Genomic DNA, 22,003 nt, shown 5'->3' with positions numbered 1-22,003 from the left:
GCTGCCCCAGGCCAAGGGGTGACAGTCGGCGCCGGCCGTGTCGCTCAGTGGGACTGGTACTCCAGCGACGCGGCCAATTCCGCGATGTGCGGGTTGCGAAGAGCTTCCGGAGAGGAAGCGGTGATGACGTCCAGGAGGCTGCGTCCGCATCCGCGCACTGCCGCCGAAAGCTGCTCGTAGTCGCATACGATCGTGCCGTCGTCGAAGTCGGCCGTCATCCGGACCATGTGCTTCGAATCGACGCTCATCAGGAGGCTGCCTTCTCCCTCCGTGAACTCGTACTCCGCCTCGCCGTCCTTCTCGAGGTCTTTCAGTGCGTACAGCATTCCCCTGGCGAAGTCGAACACGGTGACGTCCTCGACGGAAAGGACGACGACGCCGCCCTCGATGACCACCGTACCGAGCGGGAATCGGTAAGTGAGGTCCGTCAGGCTCGCCTCGCGAATGCGTTTGGCGGCCCGGCTCAGGGAACCGCCCGGCAGGTCGATACGGCAGGTGACGAGGGGTTGTGCGCTCATGGACCGCTTTCCATCAGAATATGTGACGAGGTCGTGTGGGCGGGAAACCCTGCGATTTCCCGCCCACAGGAGTGTTCCTAGAACGGATACGCGGTAATCACGCGTCCTCGGATCACCACAACTCTGACCCGATATTTATTCTTCTTGCCCTGCCGCCCGACCGGGTCGTTGTATCTCTTCTCGTGGAGGTGACCCGGTCGGCCGTTCTTCGCCCTGCTCCGCACATGCAGACGCTGGTCGACAATGCCGTCGCGCGTCGGCCACACGGTCCCGGCCCCTACAGCGTCACCGCGTACAAGGCGCCAACGGCGCCACCTGCGACATACACCGTCCCGTCGGCCACAGCAGGGTCCTCGTACAAGGATCTGGTGGTGTGGAAGTTCCACCGCTTCTCGCCGCTCGCGGCGTCCACCGCGTACAGGTTGCTGTCGACGCTGCCGACGAACACCACACCGCCGACCACGGCCGGCGACGAGTCCACGACGTTGCCCGTGCGGAACTTCCACCGCCGCTCGCCGGAAGCGGCGTCCACCGCGTACAGGTTGCTGTCGACGCTGCCGACGAACACCACACCGCCGGCCACGGCCGGCGACGCCAGGATGGGGCTGCTGGAGAACTTCCACCGCCGCTCGCCGGAAGCGGCGTCCACCGCGTACAGGTTGCCGTCCTCGCTGCCGACGAACACCACACCGCCGACCACGGCCGGCGACGAGCCCACTCTGCCGTGGGTGCGGAACTTCCACCGCTGCTCGCCGGTGGCGGCGTCCACCGCGTACAGGTTGTGGTCGTTGCTGCCGACGAACACCACGCCGCCCGCCACCGCCGGTGACGAGGACACCGAGTCACCGGCGCGGAACAGCCACCGCTGCTCGCCGGGGGCAGAGGAACCGCTGCCGCGGATCTTCCAGCCGACGAAGCCGAGTCCTGCGGCGGTGGCGCCGCCGAGGCCGAGCAGGGTCCGTCTGCGGGTGATCCCGGCCGGGCGTGCCGCAGCCTTCACGGGCGGCAGGGACGGGAGCCGCGCCCCGGGCGGCAGGACGATGAAGTCGCGCTGTTCCCTCGGCCGGGCCGGCGCCGGGCGCTCCGGCGGGTCGGCATCGGGTTCTACCGGCACCGGCTCCGTGGGCGGGGGCTCGGACGTCTCGGGCCGTGCCAGTGGCGGAGCCTCGGGCAGCGGCGCGGCGACGGTGCGCGAGTGCACGGTCGCGGCGACCGGCTCGGGGAGCCAGCCGGGCTCGGTGGCGGTCCGGGGGACGGCCGGCAGGCCGCCGAAGGTATCGGCCAGTTGGTGCAGCAGCGTGGTCACCGTGGGCCGCCGGCCCGGCTCCTTGGCCAGGCAGCAGGCCACCAGGGTCCGTAGGACTGGCGGAAGTTGGTGCACGTCGGGTTCTTCGTACACGACGCGGAAACTGAGGGCGTGCGCAGAGCCGGTCCCGAACGGCCCGGCCCCGGTCGCGGTGAAGGCCAGTACCGCACCCAGGGCGAAGACGTCGCTCGCCGGTCCGACCGGCTTGCCGGTCAGCTGCTCGGGGGACATGAACCCCGGCGTGCCCACGACCGTGCCGGTGCTGGTGAGTGCACTGGCCTCGCCCGCCACCGAGATCCCGAAATCGATGACTCGCGGTCCGTCCGCAGCCAGCAGGATGTTCGACGGTTTGAGGTCCCGATGGACCACGCCGGCCGCGTGGATGACCTCCAGGGCCTCGGCCAGCCCCGCCCCGAGTGCGAACACCGCGGCCTGCGGCCACGGTCCGTGCGCTGCCACGGCATCACCCAGCGGGACCCCGGGCACGTACACCGTCGCCAGCCATGCCGGTGATCCGTCCGGATCGGCATCGACCACGCCCGCGGTGAACGCCCCGTTCACCCGGCGGGCGGCGGCCACCTCCCGGGCGAACCGGCGCCGGAAGCCACCGTCCTCGGCCAGCTCCGGGCGTACGACCTTCACCGCCACGAACCGTCCGCCGGGCGAGCGCCCCAGGTACACCCGGCCCATCCCACCCGCGCCCAGCCGGGCCACGATCCGGTACCGCCCCACCTGCCGGGGATCCCCCGCCTCCAGTGCCTCGAACGGCTCCACCCGACAACCCCCTGCCACGTCCCCACGCCCAAATGGCCTCACGGGCCCGCCGCTGTCGAGATCCCACACCATCCCCCGCACATGCACAACTGGCTCCGGAGGCACGACCCGACACAGCCGACGGCCCGCCCGAACCCGCACGCACCCAGCCTTCCGCAACACGCGGTGGCACCCCAGCGCCGACCGGGGGCACCCGGCCTCCCGCACCGGGCCGGAGCGGGGGCCGCGGTCCCGCTCCCGACCTGGTCCGATGTAGGTGCCGGCGGGTTCGGCGAGGGACAGCGAACGGGCCCCGGCTCTAGGTTCGGCAGCCTCAAGGCACGGCAGCGGCAACCTTCCGGCCGCCGCCATCAGGGAGGCATCATGCGCAGGACCATGTCCGTGGTGGGCGTACTCATGATCGTGGTGGGTGTCGCATTCGCCGTACTGAGCCTGCTGACGTATGCGAACAAGGACGATCGGCGGCTGGCCGAACATTACCTCTATGACCTCCAGCTCTCGCCCGAGAGCGAGGCGCGGGTGAGGGAGGACCTTCGGAGCATCGAGGACCGCGAGCGTCTCAACATCGAGGTGGCCATCGGCGGCATGGTCGCGGCCGTGGCGGGGGGCGCGGTTGTCAGGGCTGTCCGTCGGAGGCGGCCCGCAGCGCCTTCTCCGTCGCGTTGAGGTCCTGCGAGACCGCGGCGGCCCGTTCCTGCGACCACCGCGTCAGCAGTTGGCCGGCCTCCCGGGTACGCGGATGGTTGGCGCCTTGGACCCGGACCATGTCGGCCAGCAGGGTGGTGAGCCGGTCTGCCGCGGTGGCGTGGTCACCGCCGCGGTGCAGGAGTTCGGCCTGCTGCTGCCGGGCCCGCAGGGTCCGCGGGTGGTCGGCGCCGAGGACTCGTTCCAAGGTCCGCCGGAGCAGCTCCAGTCGGCCCGGCGCGGCGGCGGTGTCTCCGGCGACGCCACGCCAGAAAGCCAGGTTGACCTGGTAGGTCAGGGTGGTGGGGTGCTCGGCGCCCAGCGCGAGTTGGGCGTCGTCGGCCGCTGTGTCGAACTGCTCGATCGCACCGTCGAGGTCGCCGGCGATCGCGTGCCAGTAGGCGAGGTTGTGCCGGGCGACGAGGGTATCGGGGTGCAGCCGGCCGACGACGGAGACCAGGCCGTCCACCGCCTGCTGATAGGTGGTTACGGCCAGCCGCACGTCACCCGTCTCCCCGATCCACCGGCTGAGGTCGGTGAGGACCTTCAACGTCGCCGGATGCCGGGGCCCGAGGTCCCGCTCCAGTTCCCGGGCAATCGCGGCGTACGCGTCGCGCGCGCCTTGGGCGTCCCCGGAGAGCCCGCGGCACAGGGCGACGTAGGCATCGGCGGAGGTCACCAGCGGGTCACCGGCGGTGAGCGTCGCCCGCGCCTCGGCGGCCAGGGTGACGAAGTCGGCCAGCGCGGCGTCGATGAGGCCCGATTCCATCCGGAAGCGTGCCTCGTGCAGCCGGATGGACAGCGTGTCCGGGTCCGCGCGGCCGAGGCTGTCCTCCGCCTCGCGCCTGATCTCGGCCAGCGACCGGACGGCCGCCGTGGTGTCCCCGAGGTCTCCCCCGGCCTGGGCCGCCTGCGAACGCAGCGTCAGAACGTCCCGGTGGTCGTCGCCCAGCCGCCGCCGGGCCTGGTCGGCCAGGCCCTGGGCCATGTCCCGGGCCGCGGCGGGACGACCCAGAGCGGTCAGATGCGGCCCGAACCGGCGGAGCAGGGGATGCAGGCCGCCGCCGTGCCAGAGGTGACCGCCTGCATTCGCCAGCAGCACTTCGGCGCTGCGGTAGAGGGCGGTCTCCGTCTCCGGTTCGCAGTCCGGTGCGGGCCAGACCTCCTCCAGCGCGTCGGCCGCGGCCGTGGCGAGCCGTTCGCGGCGGTCGGCCGGTACACCGTCGCGAATCGCGCGCTGGACGAGGGAATGCACCTCGACGACCGCCGGGCCGGCAGGTCCATGGTGGGTGACCAGACTCAACCGGTGCAGTGCCCGCAACGCCAGCAGGGTGCCCAGTTCCGGGACGGCATCACCGCCGAGCCAGTCGCGCGCCGCCGAACCGAGCAGTACCGCGTCGGGAATGCCGTCGGGCGCGACCATCGAGATCAGTTCGAGCATGGCACGGGCGGTCCCGGGCGGTGCCAGCGACTCCGCCCGCCCGAGGGCGAGTTGCAGGGTGCTGGTCACCGTGCCGCCGTGCTCGTCCGCGGGGGAGGAGGGCGGGAGCAGACCGGCGACGCTCTCCCGCCGGTCGGCCAGAAGGCTCAGGTATGCGGGCAGGTCCATGCCGGTGTCGATGAGGAAGGCGGCCGCCTGGGAAAGGGCGAGTGGAAAGTGGCCTAGGGCTGCCGCAAGGGTCGCCAGATCCTCGCGACGGTGCGTCGGCGGCCCGTGGTGCCCGGCGGCCGGGCCCAGGTCGAGCAGCAGTCGGTCGGCCAGGTAGGCGGTGGCCTCGTCGGCGGTGAACACGCCGACGGCAATCACCCGGACCCCCGGGCGCAGCAGCGTGGCGTCCCGCCGGCGGGTGGCCAGGACGGTCCGGCCGGCGTCACCGGCAGGCCAGAGCCCAGACAGTTCGCCAGGGTCGTCGATGTCGTCGAGGACCACGAGCCAGGGAGTGGCGGTTGATCTCAGCCAGGTCAGGAACAGGTCGGCCTGGGTCTCGTCGTCCCCGCCAGAGTCGGTGCCGGGCGCGGGGGCTTCCCCCTCGATGCCCGTCATGCCCGCGATACGCGCCCCGGACAACGCCCGCCACGCGCGGGCGTAACTGCCCAGAACCGACAGGCGGTCGCCGGCGGGCACCCAGAGCAGGATCTCGGCCCGCTGCATGGCGCGGTGGAACGCCGCCGCGGCCAGTTGTGACTTGCCGACGCCGCCCGCGCCCGTGAGCAGGATCTGCCGGACGGATGCGTCTCGCATGCCCGCGTCGATGCTCTCGGCCAACCCGTCACGCCGCCGCAGCGCGGCGGCATCGCCCGGCGGACGGCCGATCACGATCTGCGGCTGAGGCTGCGGCTGCCGTCCAGAGGCGGGGCTGCTCCGGTAGTCCCGCGCCGCGCGCCACAGCCGCTGCCACTGCGCCACGCTGGGCTGCGCGGTGGGCGCGCCTCCCGCCACCTTCTCCACGGTGTGCACCAAAGCCATGACGGCTTCGAACTGACGGGGCACGGACTGCCCGTTGAGCCATTCACCAAGCCTGCGCGCGTTCACCGCGACCCGGCGCCCGGACGGCAGCACCACCGCGCTGGCCCGCCGGGCCAGGGTCTCGTCCGACACGTCCGGCAGTCGCCGACGCAGCCGGGTCAGGGCCGCCGCGAAGATCAACCTGGGATCATCGGTTTCACGATCGTCCACCCGTGTCTCCCCCACCCACCACGCTGGTCACCCGAGTCTATGCGACGGCGCCGCCCCGGTCCGGCCCGCAACGGGGACCGGTTTGCCGCCAGAGCAGCCTCCGTTGACCTGCTCGGACAGCCCGCACCGACTGCCTGGGACGGTCACCGGCGCCGCATCGCCCTTACCGTGGACCTGCTGCTGTGGGGCGTTGGAGCCGGGTACTGAGAAGAAGGGCCCTCCCATTGGCCGTTGAACGTGCTTATCCCGAAATGATCCGCGACGAGCATTACGTGCGGTCCTTCGATGGCTGGCAGGGCTACGCGCATGTGCGGGTGTGGCGGCCGGCACCGGATCAGGTGACTGTCGTGATCAGTGGCGGGGGCGGCGGTTGCACTCTGGAGAAGTTGCTGCCCTTGCTGCGCGACGAGCGCCCGGACGACGCGGTGGAATTCTTCTTCCACGTGCCCTCGGACTGGGCGGCCCTGGGGTACTACGCGGCGCTGACGGTGGGTGCCGACGGCACGGTCGCCCAAACGCGTATTGCCGGAGACACGCTTGCCGCGCGCCTCGGTCCCACCCTGTACGCGACCGAAGACCCGGACGACGACTCGTGGGGCTGGGGCGGCACCTGAGTCACAATCGCCGTCTACGCGCGGCTTCGCGGCACCCAGGACCGGATCGTGGACACGATCACCTCCTTCGCGAACAGGATGCCGTTCGCGTACGCCCGCGCTGCCTGGTTCGCCGTCATGAGCGGGCTCAGCGGTGGATGAGGCGTAGCTGGGGACTGTAAAACGTTCGGCCCGTTCGGTGCGGGACTTGCCGCGGACCCCGCGCGGGTGGTCGTCGCGCTTGCGGACCGTCACCCGGCGGCGGCCGTAGCGGTGATGCGCGTGCGCTGAACAACCTCAAGGTCGCATGTCTCGACTACGTCATCTACTGAGATTCACCGCGCGATGTCGCCGGGCACAGCCTTCTGAGCTGCAGCGATGGCCGCCTCACGAGCACCATCACTCGAAGATCACCAGTAACCGTCAATCTGGTCTACCCATGTTGCGGACGGCGCCGACGCAGGCCGTCGCGGCCTCCGCCCGCGCGATACGTCGCACAGGAGTGAGCATGCTGAAAGAGAAGGTCATTCGGGCTCTCAATGCCCGGAGTTGGCCGTCGTCCGTGATCGAGGCCCTCGGTTCCCGGATCGGTGATGCCGTGGGGCCCACGCTCCGGTCTGTGGTCGGTGGACAGGAAACGGGTCAGTCCACCCCGGTCGAACTGGGGTGCTCGAAGCTGGGCGGTCTCCCTCATGTCGACGACTCGTTCACGTGGCCGACCGAGGACGGCACCGATGAGCCGCTCGCGCTGGTCTGCCAGCTCAATCTCGGCGAGGTATCCGCTGCCGACAGGACCGCGTTGCCTGCGGCAGGGATGTTCTACCTGTTCTCCATCTACGACGGCGACCGGGCCTACGGGTATGAGATCGACGAGACCACCGCGGAGATCGTCCACATACCGCAACCGGGGCCGTTGACGACAGCCGAGCGGCCCGAGGGGCTGGACGACGACGGAGTCTTCGAGGAACGCCGGCTCAGACTCGCTCCATCGCTGGTCTGCGAAGCGGTCGGCGCCGACGGCAAGCCGGATTCCGCAGTCTTCGACCACTCTGTCGTGGAGGCCATTGAGGAGACCCTGGTGGCAAACGGTGGTTGCCCGGCGGCCCTGCTGAGGCTGCTCGGCAATCCGCACCTCCGGGACCGGGAGGACCGCCTGATGTTTGATTCCCTGACGCACACCCTTCTGCTCTACATCGACGGGTACGCAGCTGACCGGAACGCGTTCGGAGAGGGGTCGTTTCACGTGCTCATCGGCAACGGTGATCTTGAGCGTGGACAACTCGGCCGCGCAGAGATCCTCTATCGACCGGGAACGTGAGCCCTGGGGCCGACCGGACCGGGCCCACCCTGGCTCGCGGGTCCGTTCAAGCGGGGCACCAGGTCAGCGCAGAGGAAAATCGGCGACTGCGGTGGATCAGCGTCGACCGGCGTACGGGCACAGTTGTGCGGAGAGGTGTGAGGTAGTGAGGTCCAAGGGAACGCGGGATCTCCCGGTGCCAGCGGGTGGCTGGGCCGGGCTGGACGGGGCCGGGCTGAGACACGCGGTGCGGCAGGTGGTCGGAGCAGGCGGGCTGGACAGTCTGCTGACCGATGCCGAGTTTCTGGTACATGCCGATCCGGGGGTAGGAAGTCCACTCCGGCACGGGTGCGGGACGGTTCAGCTGATCTTGCGGGCGCACAGCGGGCTGGAACCGGGCACGGCCCGGATACCGGGAACGTTGTCGGCACGGAGCCTGGCGGCCACAGCTCCGGCAGTGATCTCACCGGCCTCGTACCTAGTGCTGTGACCGGGAACGTTCGCCGGGTTTGAGCGTGTGCTGGCAGGATCGTTTCGTGGATCTTTCCGAGGGCCTTACTGGCTGGACTGACTGGGACGGTGCTGCCTTCGTGGTGGGCTGCTCGCTGGGGATCTTTGGCGAGTCTGAGACGTTCACACAGGTCAAGTGGGTGTTCTGGACGGACAACCCGTTGGGGGACGCTCTGCATGAGGTGCTTCTTCAACTGGCCGATGCGGGAGTGCTGGAGCGGCGGGAGGAGCCGGACGAGCAGTTCTTGTGGTCGGGGCGATGACGTCAGGCCGCTTCAGCACAGGGGCGTCCGCCGAAGCGGAGTCCTTTCTCGCTGCGGATGCGTGCTCGTTCGCGTCGTTGTGCTGCGAGGACGTCGGGGTGGCGAGCGTTCTTGTTGCGCCAGCGCAGGTAGGCGTGCAGGGCCCGGGTCTGGGCGGTGTGGTTGGGGTGGTTGGAGTTGGCGAGAGTGAACTGCCGTAGGGGTCCGAAGTGGGCTTCGATGGGGTTGGCCCAGGAGGCGTAGGTCGGGGTGAAGCACCGCTCGATCTTGTTCTTGGCCGCCCATCTCTTCATCCGCCAGTTCGTGTGGGCGGAGAGGTTGTCGAGGATCACGTATATGGGGGCGCCGTCGGGGCGGGCGGCCCTGATCGTTCTCAAGGCTGCCCAGGTGTGGTCAATGCCCTTGCGGCGCCGGTTGATGCCCCACATCTGGTCGTCGCCGACGGAGTAGCAGCCGTGGAAGTAGGTGATTCCGTGGGTGCGGCGGTAGGTGGCCGGCAGTCGGTCGGGGCGGTTTTCCTCGGCCCAGCAGGAGCCGGCTGTTGGGCGGATGCCGAGCGGGCCGAACTCGTCGAAGGCGAAGGTGCGGGCGGGCCGCTCGTTGATCGCGTACTCGATCCGCTCCAGCTTGGCGTCGAAGTCGGGGTCGGGGGACTCCTTCCAGGTCTTCGTTCGTTGGAAGGTGATCCCTCGGCGGGCCAGCAAGCACCGCAAGGCCTCGCGGCCGATCCGGATCGGGCGGGCGATGTTGCGCCGCAGGTGATCGGCGAGCTTGCGGATCGACCAGCGGGTGAAGGGCTTGCCGACCTGGGTCGGGCGGGTCGTGGCCGTCTGGATGACGAAGTCCTCGTCGTCACGACTGAGCAGGCGGGGACGGCCTCCCGCCCACTGAGGGTTAAGGCATGCGAGCCCGATCTCGTTGAAGCGGTGGATCACGTCACGGACGGTGTCGTCGTCCGCCTGGACCAGACGCGCGATGACCGGGACCGTGCTGCCGCCGGCCGAGGCCAGAAGCATCATCGCCCGCCGAGACCGCACCGAGCTGGTACTGCCCCTCCGCACGATCTGCTGCAGCTTCTGACCCTCCTGCTCGGTCAGCCTGCGAACCCGAACCGGTTGCGCCATCCCGCCTCCCCACGCTGGTTGGAAGCCTCGTCACTTCCAACCAGCACAACGAGCAACCCGGCAAACGTTCGCGGTCACAGCACTAGTCGGCCGCCTCGGAGTCGTCGGCCGGCGCGGACCGCTCGATGTCGTCGTTGGTCGCGGCCCAGCTGGCCAGCAGGTTCAGGGCGTCCTGCGAGGGTGAGTGGGGCTCGGCGGTGTAGGTGAGGAGGAACTGGCTGGGGCCGTCGGGGAGTGGGAAGGTTTCGAAGGGTAGGTCGAGGTCGCCGACGACCGGGTGGTTGAGGAGTTTCACGCCGGTGGTGTGCATGCGGACGTTGTGGGCCGCCCAGCGGCGGCGGAATTCCTCGCTGCGGGTGGACAGCTCTCCGATCAGGTCCGTGAGCCGCCGGTCGTAGAGATCGCGGCCGGCCTCGGCGCGCAGCATGGCGACTGTGTCGTTGGCGACTTCGTCCCAGTGGCGGAAGAACTCGGTCGCGTGCGGGCTGAGGAAGACGAACCGGGCGTTGTTCGGCGGTCTGGCGGGGTCGGCGTAGACCAGTGAGAACAGGGCGCGGCCGAGGTGGTTGGCGGCCAGGATGTCCCCGCGTCCGCTGAGGACGAACGCGGGTGTGCCGGCCATCGAGTCGAGGACGCGCTGCACTGTCGGCCGCACGCGCTGCTGGGCCGGCCGGCGGCGTGGCGGACGGGTCGTGCCGGCACCGCGTAGAAGGTCGACCAGGTGGATTCGTTCGGCCTCGTCGAGCTGAAGTGCTTGCGCGATGCATTCGATGACGCTCTCGGAGACGCCGGTGGCGTTGCCGCGCTCCAGCCGGGTGTAGTACTCGCTGGAGATGCCCGCGAGGAGGGCGACCTCCTCCCGGCGCAGCCCGGTGACCCGCCGGCGCTCTCCGCCATACACGGGCAGTCCGGCCTGCTCGGGGGTGACCCTGGCCCGTCGTGTGCCCAGGAATTCCCGGATCTCCGCCCGGAAATCATCACGGATGTCGCGGTTACTACCATGTGGGCTGTTTCTGCCTGCCATGCGTTTCACTCTACGAGTGCTTCGGCCGGGTTGGGGGTCCCTGTCAGTGACCCCCTCATCAGGGACTCCCACACTCGCGTGACAGCCGGTTTTGTTGGTGGTGCACCGCCCACGGCGGTGTGAACAACCCGGATACGGCGGCGCTTGTGTCGCTGGTCTCCAGCCTCCTCCGCGGCGCTGTCGGCGCTGCACGCACTCACCCCCGCACACAGTGGGTGCCGGATGACGGCAACTGAAAGGAAACCCCTCATGAGCAAGGTCATTCTCATAACCGGCGCCGGACGCGGCCTGGGCACGGACATCGCCCGCGAGGCCCTCGCGGCCGGCCACCGGGTCGTCGCCACCGGCCGCCGCCCCAAAAAGGTCGAGAAGACCCTCGGCGGGCCCCAGGACAACCTGCTGGTCACCAAGCTGGACGTCACCAGCCTCGAAGACGCCGAGGCCGCCGCGCAGGCCGCCGTCGACCGCTTCGGCCGCATCGACGTCCTGATCAACAACGCCGGGAACCTCTTCACCGGCTACTTCGAGGAGATCTCGCCCGCGCAGATGCGCCGGCAGTTCGAGACCAACCTCTTCGGCCCGATGAACGTCACCCGCGCCGTCCTGCCCATCCTGCGCAAGCAGCGCGACGGCCACGTCATCACCATCACCTCCACCGCCGGCCTGGTCGGCATGGAATTCACTTCCGCCTACGCCGCCTCCAAATTCGCCGAAGAGGGCTGGATGGAGTCCCTGCGCTACGACGTCGAGCCGTACAACATCCACACCACGCTCGTGGAGCCCGGCTACTTCCGCACCGAGCTCCTCGTGGACGGCTCCACCACCTGGCCCGAGCTGTCCATCGACGACTACGCCCCGCGCACCGCCCCGAGGATCGAGGGCATGAAGAGCATGAACGGCAAGCAGCCCGGCGACCCCGCCAAGCTCGCCCGCGCCCTGCTCACCATCGCCGGCCAGGACAAGCCTCTGCACCGCTTCGTCGCCGGCGCGGACGCCATCGAGGCCGCCGAGGCCAAGGCACAGGAACTCCTCGCCCAGGCCGAGGCATCCCGCGAACTGGGCGGCGCCCTGGCCTACGACGACGCCCACGCCTAAGTAACACGACCCGCACCCCGGCCGGGGCGGAGACCGCTACCAGGTGCACTTTCGACAGCATGGAGAGAGGCAACATGCCACTCAAAGGCGAGTACGAGCCGAGCAAGGCGCAGTTTGTACGTGACCAGGTGGAGCTGTACGAAAGCTCCGGTGGTACGCAAGGAACGACGCTGAGTGTCCTGGTCGCACGGGAAGAAGACGAGAGGCTACGGGACCTGCCCGTCGTCATCCTGACCACCCTGGGCGCGAAGAGCGGCAAGATCCGCAAGACCCCGGTGATGCGGGTGGAGCACGACGGCTCCTACGCAGTGGTCGCCTCGATGGCAGGAGCTCCCAAGCACCCGATCTGGTACCACAACGTGGTGGCCGACCCGGTGCGCCACGACATGCTGGCACGCGAGGTGACCGGGGACGAAAAGGCCGTGTGGTGGGCTCGAGCCGTCGAGGCGTTCCCCGACTACGCCGAGTACCAGAAGAACACCACCCGTGAGATCCCGGTCCTCGTTCTGAGCCGGCGGCCCAGAAACACTGACGCGGCGCAGCCGGTTCAGCCTGCCGATCCCCGCCGCCTGTCCGTCGGCCCCCAGCTGACCACGGTCAAGGTGTCGACGTCGTCGCCAGCCTGGCCTACGACGACGCTCGCGCCTGGGCAATACGCCCCCGCACCCGTCCGAGGCGGAGACCGCCGCAGGGTGCCCCGCCGCAGGGTGCCGCCAGGGAAGCTGACCCGCCACCTGGGGAACGGCGCCCGCGCCAGCAATGCGCGGACCACCGAAGCACGGTCCGCCAGTTGGTTCGGCACTGACCATGACCACCGACCGGCCTGACGGCCATAACGACAGGAAGTACATGATGAAGCACGTATCACTGGGCGGGCTCGATGTCTCCCGCATCGGCCTCGGAGCCATGACCATGGCCGGGATGTACACCACGGGCGGGGAGCTCGATGACGCCGAGTCGATCCGCACCATCCACCGGGCGCTGGACCTCGGGGTCACCCACATCGACACCGCCGAGATCTACGGCCCCTTCCACAGCGAGGAAATCGTCGGCAAGGCCATCAAGGGCCGCCGCGACGACGTCGTCGTGGCGACGAAGTTCGGTCTCGTCTCCCACTCCGGCGCAGGCCCCGGCGCCATCGACAGCAGCGCCGGCAACGTGAAGGCCGCGGTCGAAGGCTCGCTCCTGCGGCTCGGCACCGACCACATCGACCTGTACTACCAGCACCGCGTCGACCCGAACACACCCATCGAGGAGACCATAGGGGCGCTGTCCGAGCTGGTCACCGAAGGCAAGGTGCGCCACATCGGACTCTCAGAGGCCGGCCCCGAGACAATCCGCCGGGCACACGCCGTGCATCCGGTGGCCGCGCTGCAGACCGAATACTCTCTGTGGACCCGCGACGTCGAGACCGAGATCCTTCCGCTGCTGCGCGAGCTCGGTATCGGGTTCGTTCCCTACTCGCCGCTCGGGCACGGCCTGCTGACCGGGCAGATCCGCACCGTCGACGACTTCGCCGACGACGACTGGCGCAAGACCAACCCGCGCTTCACCGGCGAGAACTTCCAGCGCAACCTGCGCATCGTCGACGAAGTACAGGCCATCGGCGCAGAGATCGGCGCCACCCCGGCACAGACCGCACTGGCGTGGCTGCTGTCGCGCGGCGACGACATCGCCCCCATCCCCGGAACCCGGCGCGTCTCGCGCGTCGAAGAGAACACCGCCGCCGACGGCATCGAACTCAGCGCCGCGCAGCTCGAACGCCTGAACGACCTCACACCGGCGGCGGGCGAACGCCATGACGAGGCGAACATGGCCACCATCGACCGCTGACCGTCGGCGCCGCTTCGCCCGGCTCAGCGCCGCGCTCCCGCGGTTCGCACAGCAGTGGGGCTGACGCCCCGACGATTCCTGACCCGTCACACCAGGTCGACCCGGTTCCGTTCACCCATTTCCCTGATCACTGAAGAGGTTCCTCATCATGTCCAAGGTTCTCCTTGTCGTAGGCCACCCCGACCTGTCCCAGTCGAAGGCCAACGCGGCGCTCGTGGACGCCGTCCGCGACCTGGCCCATGTCACCGTGCACGACCTCTACGCCACCTACCCCGACTTCCAGATCGACACCGAAGCCGAGCAGACGCTGCTGGCCGAACACGACGTGATCGTCTTCCAGCACCCGGTGTTCTGGTACAACACCACTCCTCTGTTCAAGCAGTGGCAGGACAAGGTCTTCACCCTTGGCTGGGCCTTCACCATGGACGGCTCTCCCTCGCAGCTGGCCGGCAAGAAGGCCGTCGTCGCCGTCACCGCCGGCGTCCCCGCCGACCACTACACCCCCGAAGGCTCGAACAAGGCCACCCTGGAGACCCTCCTCAGCAACTGGCACGCGACCCTGCGGCTGTGCCAGTTCGACATCCAGCCGATGGTCAAGCTGTACGGCACCGCCTTCGGCCTCTCCGAAAAGGACCTGACCACCGCCGCCAAGCAGTACAACGAACTGCTCGCATCCTTCGCCGCCTGACCGCGCTCTCACGACAACAGCCGCCCTCGCCGACCGCGGCGCAGCGGTGCTGCGTCCCAGGGCTATGACGTCACCCTGATCCCGCAACAGCGACAAGCCCGACGGTCTCGTCGGCAAACTCAGCGCCGAGGGCATCAACGCCGCCGCACACTTCAGGGGGATCGACGGCCCCGGCCGGGGCCGCTGGCCTTGATGTTGAACAGGTAGCGGCCCAGGAGGTTGACGTGCTGGTACTTGAGCGGGGAGAGCCGGGCGACATCCTCGTTCTTGATGTCGTGACCCTCGGCGCGGAGCCGGGCAACGGCGGGGTCCAGGTAGCGGGTGTTCCAAAGGACGACAGCGTTGAGGACCAGGCCGAAGGCGGCGAGCTGGTCCTCCTGGCCCGACACCCAGAGTCAAAAGGCGGGAGACATCAGGCACTTCTCGAACCATGTTCGACTATCGAAAATATAGACATAGGAGATTTATCAGAGCATCGATGTTCCCAGGATGTTCCCATCCGGGTACAGAAAAGCCCCCCACGATCTTCGTGAGGGGCTTTCAGGGCCCTGACCTGCACTTTTAAGAGCCGCCTTCGGGATTCGAACCCGAGACCTACGCATTACGAGACCATGAGCGATCATGCTGCGTGGTGCCCGGTTGTGCTGTGCAGTGACGTCTTTGCTGGTCAGACCGCATGCAACAAGTTGACCCGTGCCGCCCCGTACTGCACCGTCCAAAGGCGTCTGTCCACCGGCTGTCCACCGCAAGGGTCGTCACCGACCCGCCAGCGAGACTGGCGCTGGGCTCCCGACGATGATGTCGACCGGCCAGAGAGGCGAACGTAGTTCACTGCAGGAACCATACAAGTGCCCCCTCGCTGAGCCCCGGCGCAATACATCTGTTCGGGCATCGAACGCCATAGCCGATGAAGGGGCCGACGCCAGCCGGCTTTCAAGGTCGACTCCGCCGACTGGGTCATCTCTCGGTGGTCCGTTCATCGAGGATCTCGGCAGCCCAGGCGCGCAGTCGTTGGCGCATGTCCTCCACCTGGCTGCCATCAACGCCGTACGCCTCGTACTCCCGGTCCGGCCAACGGTCGACCGCCAGCAGCGCCTGGGCGAAGTAGTGCGGTTCGAACCCGGCGTCGTGCTCCAACGCCAACTCCAGTAGTCGCCCACCGGAGTACCGCCCGGAGGCGAGCGCAGCATTCACATCAAGGTAATCCCGGGGCGCGGCCCGTCCGATCTCCAGCACGGCAGGCGGGTGAGCCCGCCAGTCACACCCGAGCTCCACCTTCGCCTTGCGCCCCTGTTCATCAGCGACCGCGAGCCGGGCGAACACCCCACCGGGCTTCTCAACCTCGACGTCAGGTCCGCTGCCTGGTAAGCCGCAGCCACCGCATCGACGGCTTCGGAGAAGGCGACCGGGTCGGCGATGTTCGTGAAGAGGTCGACGTCATCCGACAGCCTTTCCAGGAACCCGTGCGCCTGAACCGCGTACCCGCCGGCCAGGACGAAGCCGTATTTCGCGGCAGGTCCAAGGCCGATACGGGCGAGTCGGGCGTGAAACGGATCCATACAGGCGGATTCTACGCAGCCCTGCGAGCCAGCTGTGGGAATCGCCCTTCCCACATCAACCGCACGCGCTGCGGAAGCCACAACCTCTGCCACACGTCCGAGAGAAGCATCTGGTCCAGGAACTGCCGTAGCTCCTCGACATGCATGGCCTCACGGATGACCGTCTCGTAGAGCATCCGCAAGTCAACGTCATCCGATAGGTCGTAGACCCGCTTCGGCGTCCAGTCCAACACGGTCGGCAGAACCACGACCCCATCCCTCGGACCGGCCAGCTCCTCCAACGTCTCCGGAACTGTGTACGGCCGGATCTCCGCATACCGCACCCGTGTCTCCATGCACCCGGTATGTCCAGACTGAGCCCCGGACAGCCACGGGAGTGTGACCGCCCTGTACCCGCAGCTGCCCTGACGCTCAGACCCCGGGAGGAGGTCGAGGAGGTCACAGGGGCGAGGTATGTTCGGCCTCTGCGGGGTGCTTGTCCTTGTTCTTGCCGGCCTTGATGCTGAGCTTCTTCGCGATCTCGGGGACGGGAGCGCCTCCTTGAGCGCGAGGGCGAAGGTGAGCATGCCCTCGTCGATGACCTTGGGCCGTCCGCCGTGGTTGCACTTGGCGGCGGCGATGACCTGGCCTTCGAGGGTCTTCTCCCGGATGCACTGTTCGATCTGCCCGGCGAGGGCGAGCATGGCGAAGAACATGGCGCCCATGCCATTGGGGTCGTAGATACCGGGAGCGGGCCGGTGAGCAGTTCCGGGCGGGCTGGATGACGCCAGTGCCCCGCTCCGGCTCGGGCGAAATCGACGATGTGGGCACGCGGGAGCAGTGCCGCTGCGGAGGCTCGCGGACGCCGGAGCCGGCCGGGTCCGCGCGGGTGCTGCGGTTCAACGACGGATCCGCTGTTACCGCACAGCCTGTGATCCCGGCCACCGGGGTCTCCTACCGGCGGCTCGCTGCGGCCGGTCTGGAGGCGCTGACCGGCTGTGGCGTCTTCTACGGCTCAGCCAGGGAGCGCCGATCCATGGATAAACCTTCCTCTCCCGCCCCTGCGCGGGCGCCTCTACGGTCGAGGCTGCGGGCGCTCACCGGCCCGCCGCAGCGAAGGAGCAAGGACCCCATGAAGATGACCGGCAACACGATCCTGATCACCGGCGGAACCTCGGGCATCGGCCTCGGTCTGGCCCTGCGTCTGCACGAGGCCGGCAACAAGGTGGTCGTCGCCGGCCGGCGCAAGGAACTCCTCGACGAGATCACGGCCGAGCACCCGGGCATCGACGCGCTCGTCCTCGACGTCGCGGACCCCGACTCGATCGCCCAGGCCCGCGAGACCGTGGCGGCGAGCCACCCAGGGCTGAACGTCCTGGTCAACAACGCCGGCATCATGCTGCGGGAGAACCTCCTCGACCCGGCCGAACTACCGATCGCCGAGGATCACGTCACGACCAATCTGCTCGGCACGATCCGGATGACGTACGCCTTCCTGCCTCTGCTGGTGGGCAAGGACGACGCGGTCGTCATGAACGTCACCTCGGCGCTGGCGTTCGTCCCGTATCAGAGCACCCCGACCTACAACGCGACCAAGGCCGCGCTGCACTCCTTCTCCCAGAGCCTGCGCATCCAACTCGCTGGCGCTGACGCCGGCGTCCAGGTGATCGAGATGGTCCCGCCGGGCGTGCGCACGACCCTGCTGGGCCAGCAGGACAACGAACACTCCATGCCGTTGGACGACTTCCTCACCGAGGCCCTCGACCTGCTGCGCGAGAAGCCCGACGCGAAGGAGATCGTCGTCGAGCGCGCCAGGTTCATCCGCGACGCGGAGGCCACCGGCACCTACGACGACGTCCTCGCCATGATCACCAGCAGCTGACCGACCCGTAGCGACCGACGCGGAACGGTAGGGAAGCGTCTTCGGCTTCGCCCCGGTCGTCGCACGGGAGGCGACCGGCTCCGTCCCGAGTGCCGACACGGGTACGCGAGCGCCCGGCCGACACGGCGGACATCGTCGTGTCGGCCGGGCCGGGCGACGAGGCCCGGAGCCCGTCCAAAACGTCGGGCGTCCTCGACGGGGGCCGTCGCCGCGGGCCGTCTTCCAGGCCGACGGCCTGCGCCGCACCGCCGACAGCCCAGCGAATTTCCCAGCGGGTCATGCAGGTCATGACCATCGGGTCGTCTCGCTGCGAGCGCTATCGGCGTCGGCCGTATGAGCGGCTTCGCGTGTGCAGAAGTGGAGTGCTCAGCCATGGATCGGCGGTCTCTGGATAGCCTGGCAGGATGCGGCGAGGATGGGGGCATGGACAACAAGGAACTGGCGGACTTCCTGCGCCACCGGCGTGAGGCGCTGCGGCCCCGCGACGTCGGGCTGGTCGAGGGGCCGCGCAGGCGTACGCAGGGGCTGCGCCGCGAGGAGGTCGCGCAGCTCGCCGGCATGTCCACCGACTACTACGCCCGGCTGGAACAGCAGCGTGCTCCGCAGCCCTCGGTCCAGATCACCGCGGCTCTCGCCCGGGCACTGCGGCTGTCCCTGGACGAACGCGACCATCTCTTCGCGCTCATCGGCCACAACGCCCCGGCCCGCTTCCAGCGCTCCGAGCACGTCAGCCCGCCGCTGATGCGGGTCCTGGACCGCCTGGACGACTCCCCGGCCCTGGTGCAGACCGACCTGCTCGACACCCTCGCGATGAACCCCTTGGCCGTCGCGCTGCTCGGCGACCAGACCCGCCACACCGGTCTGGCCCGCAGCGGCTACTACCGCTGGTTCATGGACCCGGCCGAGCGTCTGATGGTTCCCGAGGAGACCCGCGAACGCCACGGCCGCGCCCAGGCAGCGCGCCTGCGGGCCGCGCTGACCGCCGGCAGCGACACCCCCCGAGCCGCCCGGATCCTCGCCGAACTCCAGAAACACAGCACCGAGTTCGTCCGCATGTGGGAACTTCAGGAGGTCGCACAAAGCTACGACGACTGCAAGACCATCCTCCATGCCGAACTCGGCCGCATCGACGTCGACGCCCAGCTCCTGTTCACCGACAACCGCGCCCAGACCCTGGTGGTGCTGACCACCCGCCCCGGCACGGAGAGCCACAGCAAACTCGAACTGCTCTCCGTCATAGGGCACCAGCAACTCACCCCCTGACGTCCTGGGCCGGAGGACGAGGCGCCACACCCCCCCGCATGCGGGGGCCAGCCCCACCACAGGCCCTTCAGGCACCCCACCACGCCCACAACCCGCCACCCCAACCAATCCCGGCCGCCGGCCACCCCGCCGACGGCCTCAAGCCCAGCCCCGGAAACGGCGATATCAGCGGCCTCCTAGAAGCGATGTGGCCACGTGAGATGGATGACCCGCCGGGAAATGCGCCAGCCGTCATCGGTGCGTCTCAGGTCGTCGGCGTAGACAACGCTGGCGACACCGCCGCTTTCCAGCAGGCTCAGACCTTTGGATCGGGCCCGCACCTCGTCGCCCGGGCCTTCCGACACGACGATGTTCGTCGTGTGATGGGCTTTCGCGTGTCCGGGGGCGTTCATGAAGGTCGCGATCGCGTCCAGCCCGACGACCGGGTCGCCGCCGAAGACGCTGCCGTCCCACACCGCGTCTTCAGTGAGGCATTCGCCGAGACGGTCCAGTTCATGGTCGTCCATGATGTGCGCCCACAGCGCCAGGGCTCTGCTGATTTCGACGGTGTCTTCATTCGTGGGTTTCACGTTCGACTCTCCAATTTTGTGCGTTGCCGGATCAGGCTTTGAAGCTGCTGAGCATGGTCAGGACCTGGTCGTAGGTGCCGTTGGCCTCGGCGTAGCGGGCGAACTTGGCGCCTTCCACGACGATTTCCTTGGCGTCGGGTTGGGCGTCCAGCAGCGTCAGGGTCTCGGTCAGGAACTCGTCCAGCGGCATGGCCTGCTCGTTGTCCTGCTGGCCCATCAGTCCGGTCCGGACCGGTGGCGGGGCCACCTCGATCACCTGGACGGGGGTGCCGGCCAGTTGCACGCGCAGGCTCTCGGAGAACGAGTGCAGGGCGGCCTTGGTCGCGTTATAGGTCGGGGTGGCCGGCAACGGCACAAAGGCCAGTGCCGAGGTGACGTTCAGGACGGCGGCGTCGTCCTGGGTCACCAGGTGCGGCAGGAAGGCGTAGGTCATCCGGATCGGGCCCAGCAGGTTGGTCGTGACGTGGTCCTCGGCGATCGGTAGGCAGGCCGGATCGAGCAGGTTCTCCGGCCGCTGGATGCCGGCGTTGTTCACCAGCACGTTGAGCTGGGGATGGCTCGCCACCAGGATGCCCGCGGCGCGGGTGATCGACGCGGGGTCCGCCACGTCCAGCACGAGCGACTCGATGCCCGGATGCTCGGTGGCGATCTGGTCGAGCAGGTCCTTACGCCGGCCGGCGACGATCACCTTGTTGCCGGCCTCGTGCAGGCGCAGGGCCAGTCCGAGCCCGATGCCCGAGGTGCCGCCGGTGATCAGGATCGTGTTTCCGGTGCTCTTCATGAGGTGTGTTCTCCTTCGCTGCGGCAGGGCCGGGGCGCCCCGGCAGCCCCGACTATGCGGCTCTCTCGGCGCGGGCGGGAGAGGACCGCTTGTCCATGGATCGGCGATCCTCCCTACGGCTCGCCTGGTGCCATCAGCGCAACGGCTCAGCCAGCGGCTTCGCGCGTGCGGAAGTGGAGTGCTCAGCCATGGATCGGCGGTCTCTGGATAGCCGGGCGGAATGCGGCGAGGATGGGGGCATGGACAAAAAGGAACTGGCGGACTTCCTGCGCCACCGGCGTGAGGCGCTGCGGCCCCGCGACGTCGGGCTGGTCGAAGGGGCGCGCAGGCGTACGCGGGGGCTGCGCCGCGAGGAGGTCGCGCAGCTCGCCGGCATGTCCACGGACTACTACGCCCGGCTGGAACAGCAGCGTGCTCCGCAGCCTTCGGTCCAGATCACCGCGGCTCTCGCCCAAGCGCTGCGGCTGACCCTGGACGAGCGCGATCATCTCTTCGTCCTCATCGGCCACAACGCCCCGGCCCGCTTCCACCGCTGCGAACATGTCAGCCCGGCGCTGCTGCGGGTCCTGGACCGCCTGAACGACTCCCCGGCCCTGGTAACGACCGACCTGGTCGACACCCTCGCGATGAACCCGCTGGCCGTCGCGCTGCTCGGCGACCAGACCCGCCACACCGGTCTGGCCCGCAGCGGCTACTACCGCTGGTTCATGGACCCGGCCGAGCGCCTGGTGTATCCCGAGGAGAGCCACGAGAGCCACGGCCGCGCCCAGGCAGCGCGCCTGCGGGCCGCGCTGACCGCTGGCAGCGACACCCCGCGAGCCGCCCGGATCCTCGCCGAACTCCAGGAGCACAGCCCCGAGTTCGTCCGCATGTGGGAGCTTCAGGAGGTCGCCCGCTACGGCGACTGCAGGACCATCCTGCATCCCGAACTCGGCCGCATCGACGTCGACGCCCAGGTCCTGTTCACCGACAACCGCGCCCAGACGCTGGTGGTGCTGACCACTCGCCCCGGCACGGAGAGCCACAGCAAGCTCGAACTGCTCTCCGTCATAGGGCACCAGCAGTTCAGCCTCTGATCCCCAGCTCACCAGATGCGCTGCCGGGTCCGAGGGCTGCGACAAGGAGCCATGCGGATGATCAGCACGGCGAGTGCCCGGAGAGGGTCTTCGCCCCCTTTCCCTGACGGCCGCACCCTCCCAGGACAGCCGCCACGGGGCGAGGCCCCGACTACTGGGGTTGTAGGCGTGGTGTCGTCAGAGTGAGTCCGGTTGCAGCCAGGCATTACCTTGTCGGCCTGCACTTACGCGCCCCGATGACCTGGATCAAAGATCTGAGCTCGACAACTCGGGCGATGAGGATCTCCGGGGCCTGGGCGGCGGAGCTGGCGGTGTCGTGGTGCTCGGCGCACCAGATGCGGTGGTAGCCGAGGTTCTCCGCGTGCTGCGCGGTGTCGACGGCGTCCTTCAGTGCCTGCGGCTTGTCGCTGCCGGGGGCGACGGTGGCCGGTTCGACGAGGGAGAGAGCTTCAAGGTCACTGACGGTCCTTGATATGAAACCGTAACCCGATGTGGTACTGAGTTCCAC

General features: G+C 68.8%; 21 protein-coding genes and 1 pseudogene. 11 read left to right on the top strand and 11 right to left on the bottom strand.

Annotated elements, in window-relative coordinates; all coding sequences use genetic code 11:
* Positions 1–44: 44 nt before the first annotated feature.
* Positions 45–518 (bottom strand): hypothetical protein, encoded by a 474-nt coding sequence (locus OG607_RS25040; protein ID WP_405727582.1) that lies wholly within the window; start codon positions 516–518, stop codon positions 45–47.
* 277 nt (positions 519–795) lie between these two features.
* On the bottom strand, positions 796–2,598 hold the full coding sequence (locus OG607_RS25035) for a PQQ-binding-like beta-propeller repeat protein (protein WP_405727579.1): 1,803 nt from the start codon (positions 2,596–2,598) through the stop codon (positions 796–798).
* 363 nt (positions 2,599–2,961) lie between these two features.
* Here OG607_RS25035 and OG607_RS25030 point away from each other — a divergent pair, with 363 nt between their 5' ends.
* Positions 2,962–3,264 (top strand): hypothetical protein, encoded by a 303-nt coding sequence (locus OG607_RS25030; RefSeq protein ID WP_405727576.1) that lies wholly within the window; start codon positions 2,962–2,964, stop codon positions 3,262–3,264.
* Here OG607_RS25030 and OG607_RS25025 read toward each other — a convergent pair.
* Positions 3,215–5,959, bottom strand: coding sequence for a hypothetical protein (locus OG607_RS25025; RefSeq protein WP_405727573.1), 2,745 nt, complete (start codon positions 5,957–5,959; stop codon positions 3,215–3,217). The genes OG607_RS25030 and OG607_RS25025 overlap by 50 nt on opposite strands.
* A gap of 251 nt (positions 5,960–6,210) precedes the next feature.
* On the opposite strand from OG607_RS25025, the gene OG607_RS25020 reads away from it, so the two are divergent.
* The 3 genes from OG607_RS25020 (at position 6,211) to OG607_RS25010 (ending at position 8,622) form a co-directional block, all read left to right on the top strand.
* Positions 6,211–6,573 (top strand): hypothetical protein, encoded by a 363-nt coding sequence (locus OG607_RS25020; protein WP_405727570.1) that lies wholly within the window; start codon positions 6,211–6,213, stop codon positions 6,571–6,573.
* 487 nt (positions 6,574–7,060) lie between these two features.
* Positions 7,061–7,870, top strand: coding sequence for a DUF1963 domain-containing protein (locus tag OG607_RS25015; protein WP_405727567.1), 810 nt, complete (start codon positions 7,061–7,063; stop codon positions 7,868–7,870).
* A gap of 515 nt (positions 7,871–8,385) precedes the next feature.
* Positions 8,386–8,622 (top strand): hypothetical protein, encoded by a 237-nt coding sequence (locus tag OG607_RS25010; protein ID WP_405727564.1) that lies wholly within the window; start codon positions 8,386–8,388, stop codon positions 8,620–8,622.
* Positions 8,623–8,624: 2 nt separating this feature from the next.
* Here the strand turns inward: OG607_RS25010 and OG607_RS25005 are convergent, their stop codons facing one another.
* Both OG607_RS25005 and OG607_RS25000 read right to left on the bottom strand, forming a co-directional pair.
* Positions 8,625–9,746: an IS630 family transposase gene (locus OG607_RS25005; RefSeq protein WP_405727561.1), complete on the bottom strand. Its 1,122-nt coding sequence runs from the start codon at positions 9,744–9,746 to the stop codon at positions 8,625–8,627.
* Positions 9,747–9,828: 82 nt separating this feature from the next.
* Positions 9,829–10,770 carry a helix-turn-helix domain-containing protein gene (locus OG607_RS25000; protein WP_405727558.1) on the bottom strand — a complete coding sequence of 314 codons (942 nt, stop codon included), beginning with the start codon at positions 10,768–10,770 and terminating at the stop codon, positions 9,829–9,831.
* Positions 10,771–11,019: 249 nt separating this feature from the next.
* On the opposite strand from OG607_RS25000, the gene OG607_RS24995 reads away from it, so the two are divergent.
* The 4 genes from OG607_RS24995 to OG607_RS24980 all read left to right on the top strand — a co-directional run bounded on the left by OG607_RS24995 (position 11,020) and on the right by OG607_RS24980 (position 14,386).
* Positions 11,020–11,865, top strand: coding sequence for an SDR family oxidoreductase (locus tag OG607_RS24995; RefSeq protein ID WP_405727555.1), 846 nt, complete (start codon positions 11,020–11,022; stop codon positions 11,863–11,865).
* Positions 11,866–11,939: 74 nt separating this feature from the next.
* Positions 11,940–12,692: a nitroreductase family deazaflavin-dependent oxidoreductase gene (locus OG607_RS24990; RefSeq protein WP_405727552.1), complete on the top strand. Its 753-nt coding sequence runs from the start codon at positions 11,940–11,942 to the stop codon at positions 12,690–12,692.
* A 25-nt stretch (positions 12,693–12,717) separates the two neighbouring features.
* On the top strand, positions 12,718–13,698 hold the full coding sequence (locus tag OG607_RS24985) for an aldo/keto reductase (RefSeq protein WP_405737025.1): 981 nt from the start codon (positions 12,718–12,720) through the stop codon (positions 13,696–13,698).
* A 148-nt stretch (positions 13,699–13,846) separates the two neighbouring features.
* Entirely contained in the window at positions 13,847–14,386 is a 540-nt protein-coding gene (locus OG607_RS24980; protein WP_405727549.1) for an NAD(P)H-dependent oxidoreductase, read from the top strand.
* A gap of 152 nt (positions 14,387–14,538) precedes the next feature.
* On the opposite strand, the pseudogene OG607_RS24975 reads toward OG607_RS24980, so the two are convergent.
* The 3 genes and pseudogenes from OG607_RS24975 to OG607_RS24965 form a co-directional block, all read right to left on the bottom strand.
* Positions 14,539–14,769, bottom strand: a pseudogene (locus tag OG607_RS24975) (Tn3 family transposase); the annotation flags it as partial.
* A 574-nt stretch (positions 14,770–15,343) separates the two neighbouring features.
* Positions 15,344–15,709 (bottom strand): hypothetical protein, encoded by a 366-nt coding sequence (locus OG607_RS24970; RefSeq protein ID WP_405727546.1) that lies wholly within the window; start codon positions 15,707–15,709, stop codon positions 15,344–15,346.
* A 247-nt stretch (positions 15,710–15,956) separates the two neighbouring features.
* Positions 15,957–16,640 (bottom strand): hypothetical protein, encoded by a 684-nt coding sequence (locus OG607_RS24965; protein WP_405727543.1) that lies wholly within the window; start codon positions 16,638–16,640, stop codon positions 15,957–15,959.
* A 416-nt stretch (positions 16,641–17,056) separates the two neighbouring features.
* On the opposite strand from OG607_RS24965, the gene OG607_RS24960 reads away from it, so the two are divergent.
* Both OG607_RS24960 and OG607_RS24955 read left to right on the top strand, forming a co-directional pair.
* Positions 17,057–17,806: an SDR family oxidoreductase gene (locus tag OG607_RS24960; RefSeq protein WP_405727540.1), complete on the top strand. Its 750-nt coding sequence runs from the start codon at positions 17,057–17,059 to the stop codon at positions 17,804–17,806.
* A gap of 423 nt (positions 17,807–18,229) precedes the next feature.
* Complete coding sequence (locus tag OG607_RS24955; protein WP_405727537.1) at positions 18,230–19,069, top strand: helix-turn-helix transcriptional regulator; 840 nt, start codon at positions 18,230–18,232, stop codon at positions 19,067–19,069.
* A gap of 176 nt (positions 19,070–19,245) precedes the next feature.
* Here OG607_RS24955 and OG607_RS24950 read toward each other — a convergent pair whose 3' ends face one another.
* Positions 19,246–19,638, bottom strand: coding sequence for a nuclear transport factor 2 family protein (locus OG607_RS24950; protein ID WP_405727534.1), 393 nt, complete (start codon positions 19,636–19,638; stop codon positions 19,246–19,248).
* A gap of 31 nt (positions 19,639–19,669) precedes the next feature.
* Positions 19,670–20,419, bottom strand: coding sequence for an SDR family oxidoreductase (locus OG607_RS24945; RefSeq protein WP_405727531.1), 750 nt, complete (start codon positions 20,417–20,419; stop codon positions 19,670–19,672).
* 239 nt (positions 20,420–20,658) lie between these two features.
* Between OG607_RS24945 and OG607_RS24940 the strand changes: the two genes are divergently transcribed.
* On the top strand, positions 20,659–21,495 hold the full coding sequence (locus OG607_RS24940; protein ID WP_405727528.1) for a helix-turn-helix transcriptional regulator: 837 nt from the start codon (positions 20,659–20,661) through the stop codon (positions 21,493–21,495).
* Positions 21,496–21,700: 205 nt separating this feature from the next.
* Here OG607_RS24940 and OG607_RS24935 read toward each other — a convergent pair whose 3' ends face one another.
* A complete protein-coding gene (locus tag OG607_RS24935) occupies positions 21,701–22,003 on the bottom strand; it encodes an LLM class flavin-dependent oxidoreductase (RefSeq protein ID WP_405727525.1) in 303 nt (100 codons plus the stop codon).

This window comes from Streptomyces sp. NBC_01537, from assembly GCF_045040445.1.
GTDB lineage: Bacteria > Actinomycetota > Actinomycetes > Streptomycetales > Streptomycetaceae > Actinacidiphila.
Note: the sequence above shows the minus strand (reverse complement) of the source record. Positions and strands in the feature narration are given on the sequence as shown.

What these genes read in the sequence shown, in the direction of transcription:
- OG607_RS24960 (WP_405727540.1), top strand. Translation starts at nt 17,057, where the DNA reads ATGAAGATGACCGGCAACACGATCCTGATCACCGGCGGAACCTCGGGC.
- OG607_RS25015 (WP_405727567.1), top strand. Translation starts at nt 7,061, where the DNA reads ATGCTGAAAGAGAAGGTCATTCGGGCTCTCAATGCCCGGAGTTGGCCG.
- OG607_RS24980 (WP_405727549.1), top strand. Translation starts at nt 13,847, where the DNA reads ATGTCCAAGGTTCTCCTTGTCGTAGGCCACCCCGACCTGTCCCAGTCG.
- OG607_RS25005 (WP_405727561.1), bottom strand. Translation starts at nt 9,746, where the DNA reads ATGGCGCAACCGGTTCGGGTTCGCAGGCTGACCGAGCAGGAGGGTCAG.
- OG607_RS24995 (WP_405727555.1), top strand. Translation starts at nt 11,020, where the DNA reads ATGAGCAAGGTCATTCTCATAACCGGCGCCGGACGCGGCCTGGGCACG.
- OG607_RS24940 (WP_405727528.1), top strand. Translation starts at nt 20,659, where the DNA reads ATGGACAAAAAGGAACTGGCGGACTTCCTGCGCCACCGGCGTGAGGCG.
- OG607_RS24955 (WP_405727537.1), top strand. Translation starts at nt 18,230, where the DNA reads ATGGACAACAAGGAACTGGCGGACTTCCTGCGCCACCGGCGTGAGGCG.
- OG607_RS25040 (WP_405727582.1), bottom strand. Translation starts at nt 518, where the DNA reads ATGAGCGCACAACCCCTCGTCACCTGCCGTATCGACCTGCCGGGCGGT.
- OG607_RS25020 (WP_405727570.1), top strand. Translation starts at nt 6,211, where the DNA reads ATGATCCGCGACGAGCATTACGTGCGGTCCTTCGATGGCTGGCAGGGC.
- OG607_RS25030 (WP_405727576.1), top strand. Translation starts at nt 2,962, where the DNA reads ATGCGCAGGACCATGTCCGTGGTGGGCGTACTCATGATCGTGGTGGGT.
- OG607_RS24945 (WP_405727531.1), bottom strand. Translation starts at nt 20,419, where the DNA reads ATGAAGAGCACCGGAAACACGATCCTGATCACCGGCGGCACCTCGGGC.
- OG607_RS24985 (WP_405737025.1), top strand. Translation starts at nt 12,718, where the DNA reads ATGAAGCACGTATCACTGGGCGGGCTCGATGTCTCCCGCATCGGCCTC.
- OG607_RS24990 (WP_405727552.1), top strand. Translation starts at nt 11,940, where the DNA reads ATGCCACTCAAAGGCGAGTACGAGCCGAGCAAGGCGCAGTTTGTACGT.
- OG607_RS25000 (WP_405727558.1), bottom strand. Translation starts at nt 10,770, where the DNA reads ATGGCAGGCAGAAACAGCCCACATGGTAGTAACCGCGACATCCGTGAT.
- OG607_RS24965 (WP_405727543.1), bottom strand. Translation starts at nt 16,640, where the DNA reads ATGTTCTTCGCCATGCTCGCCCTCGCCGGGCAGATCGAACAGTGCATC.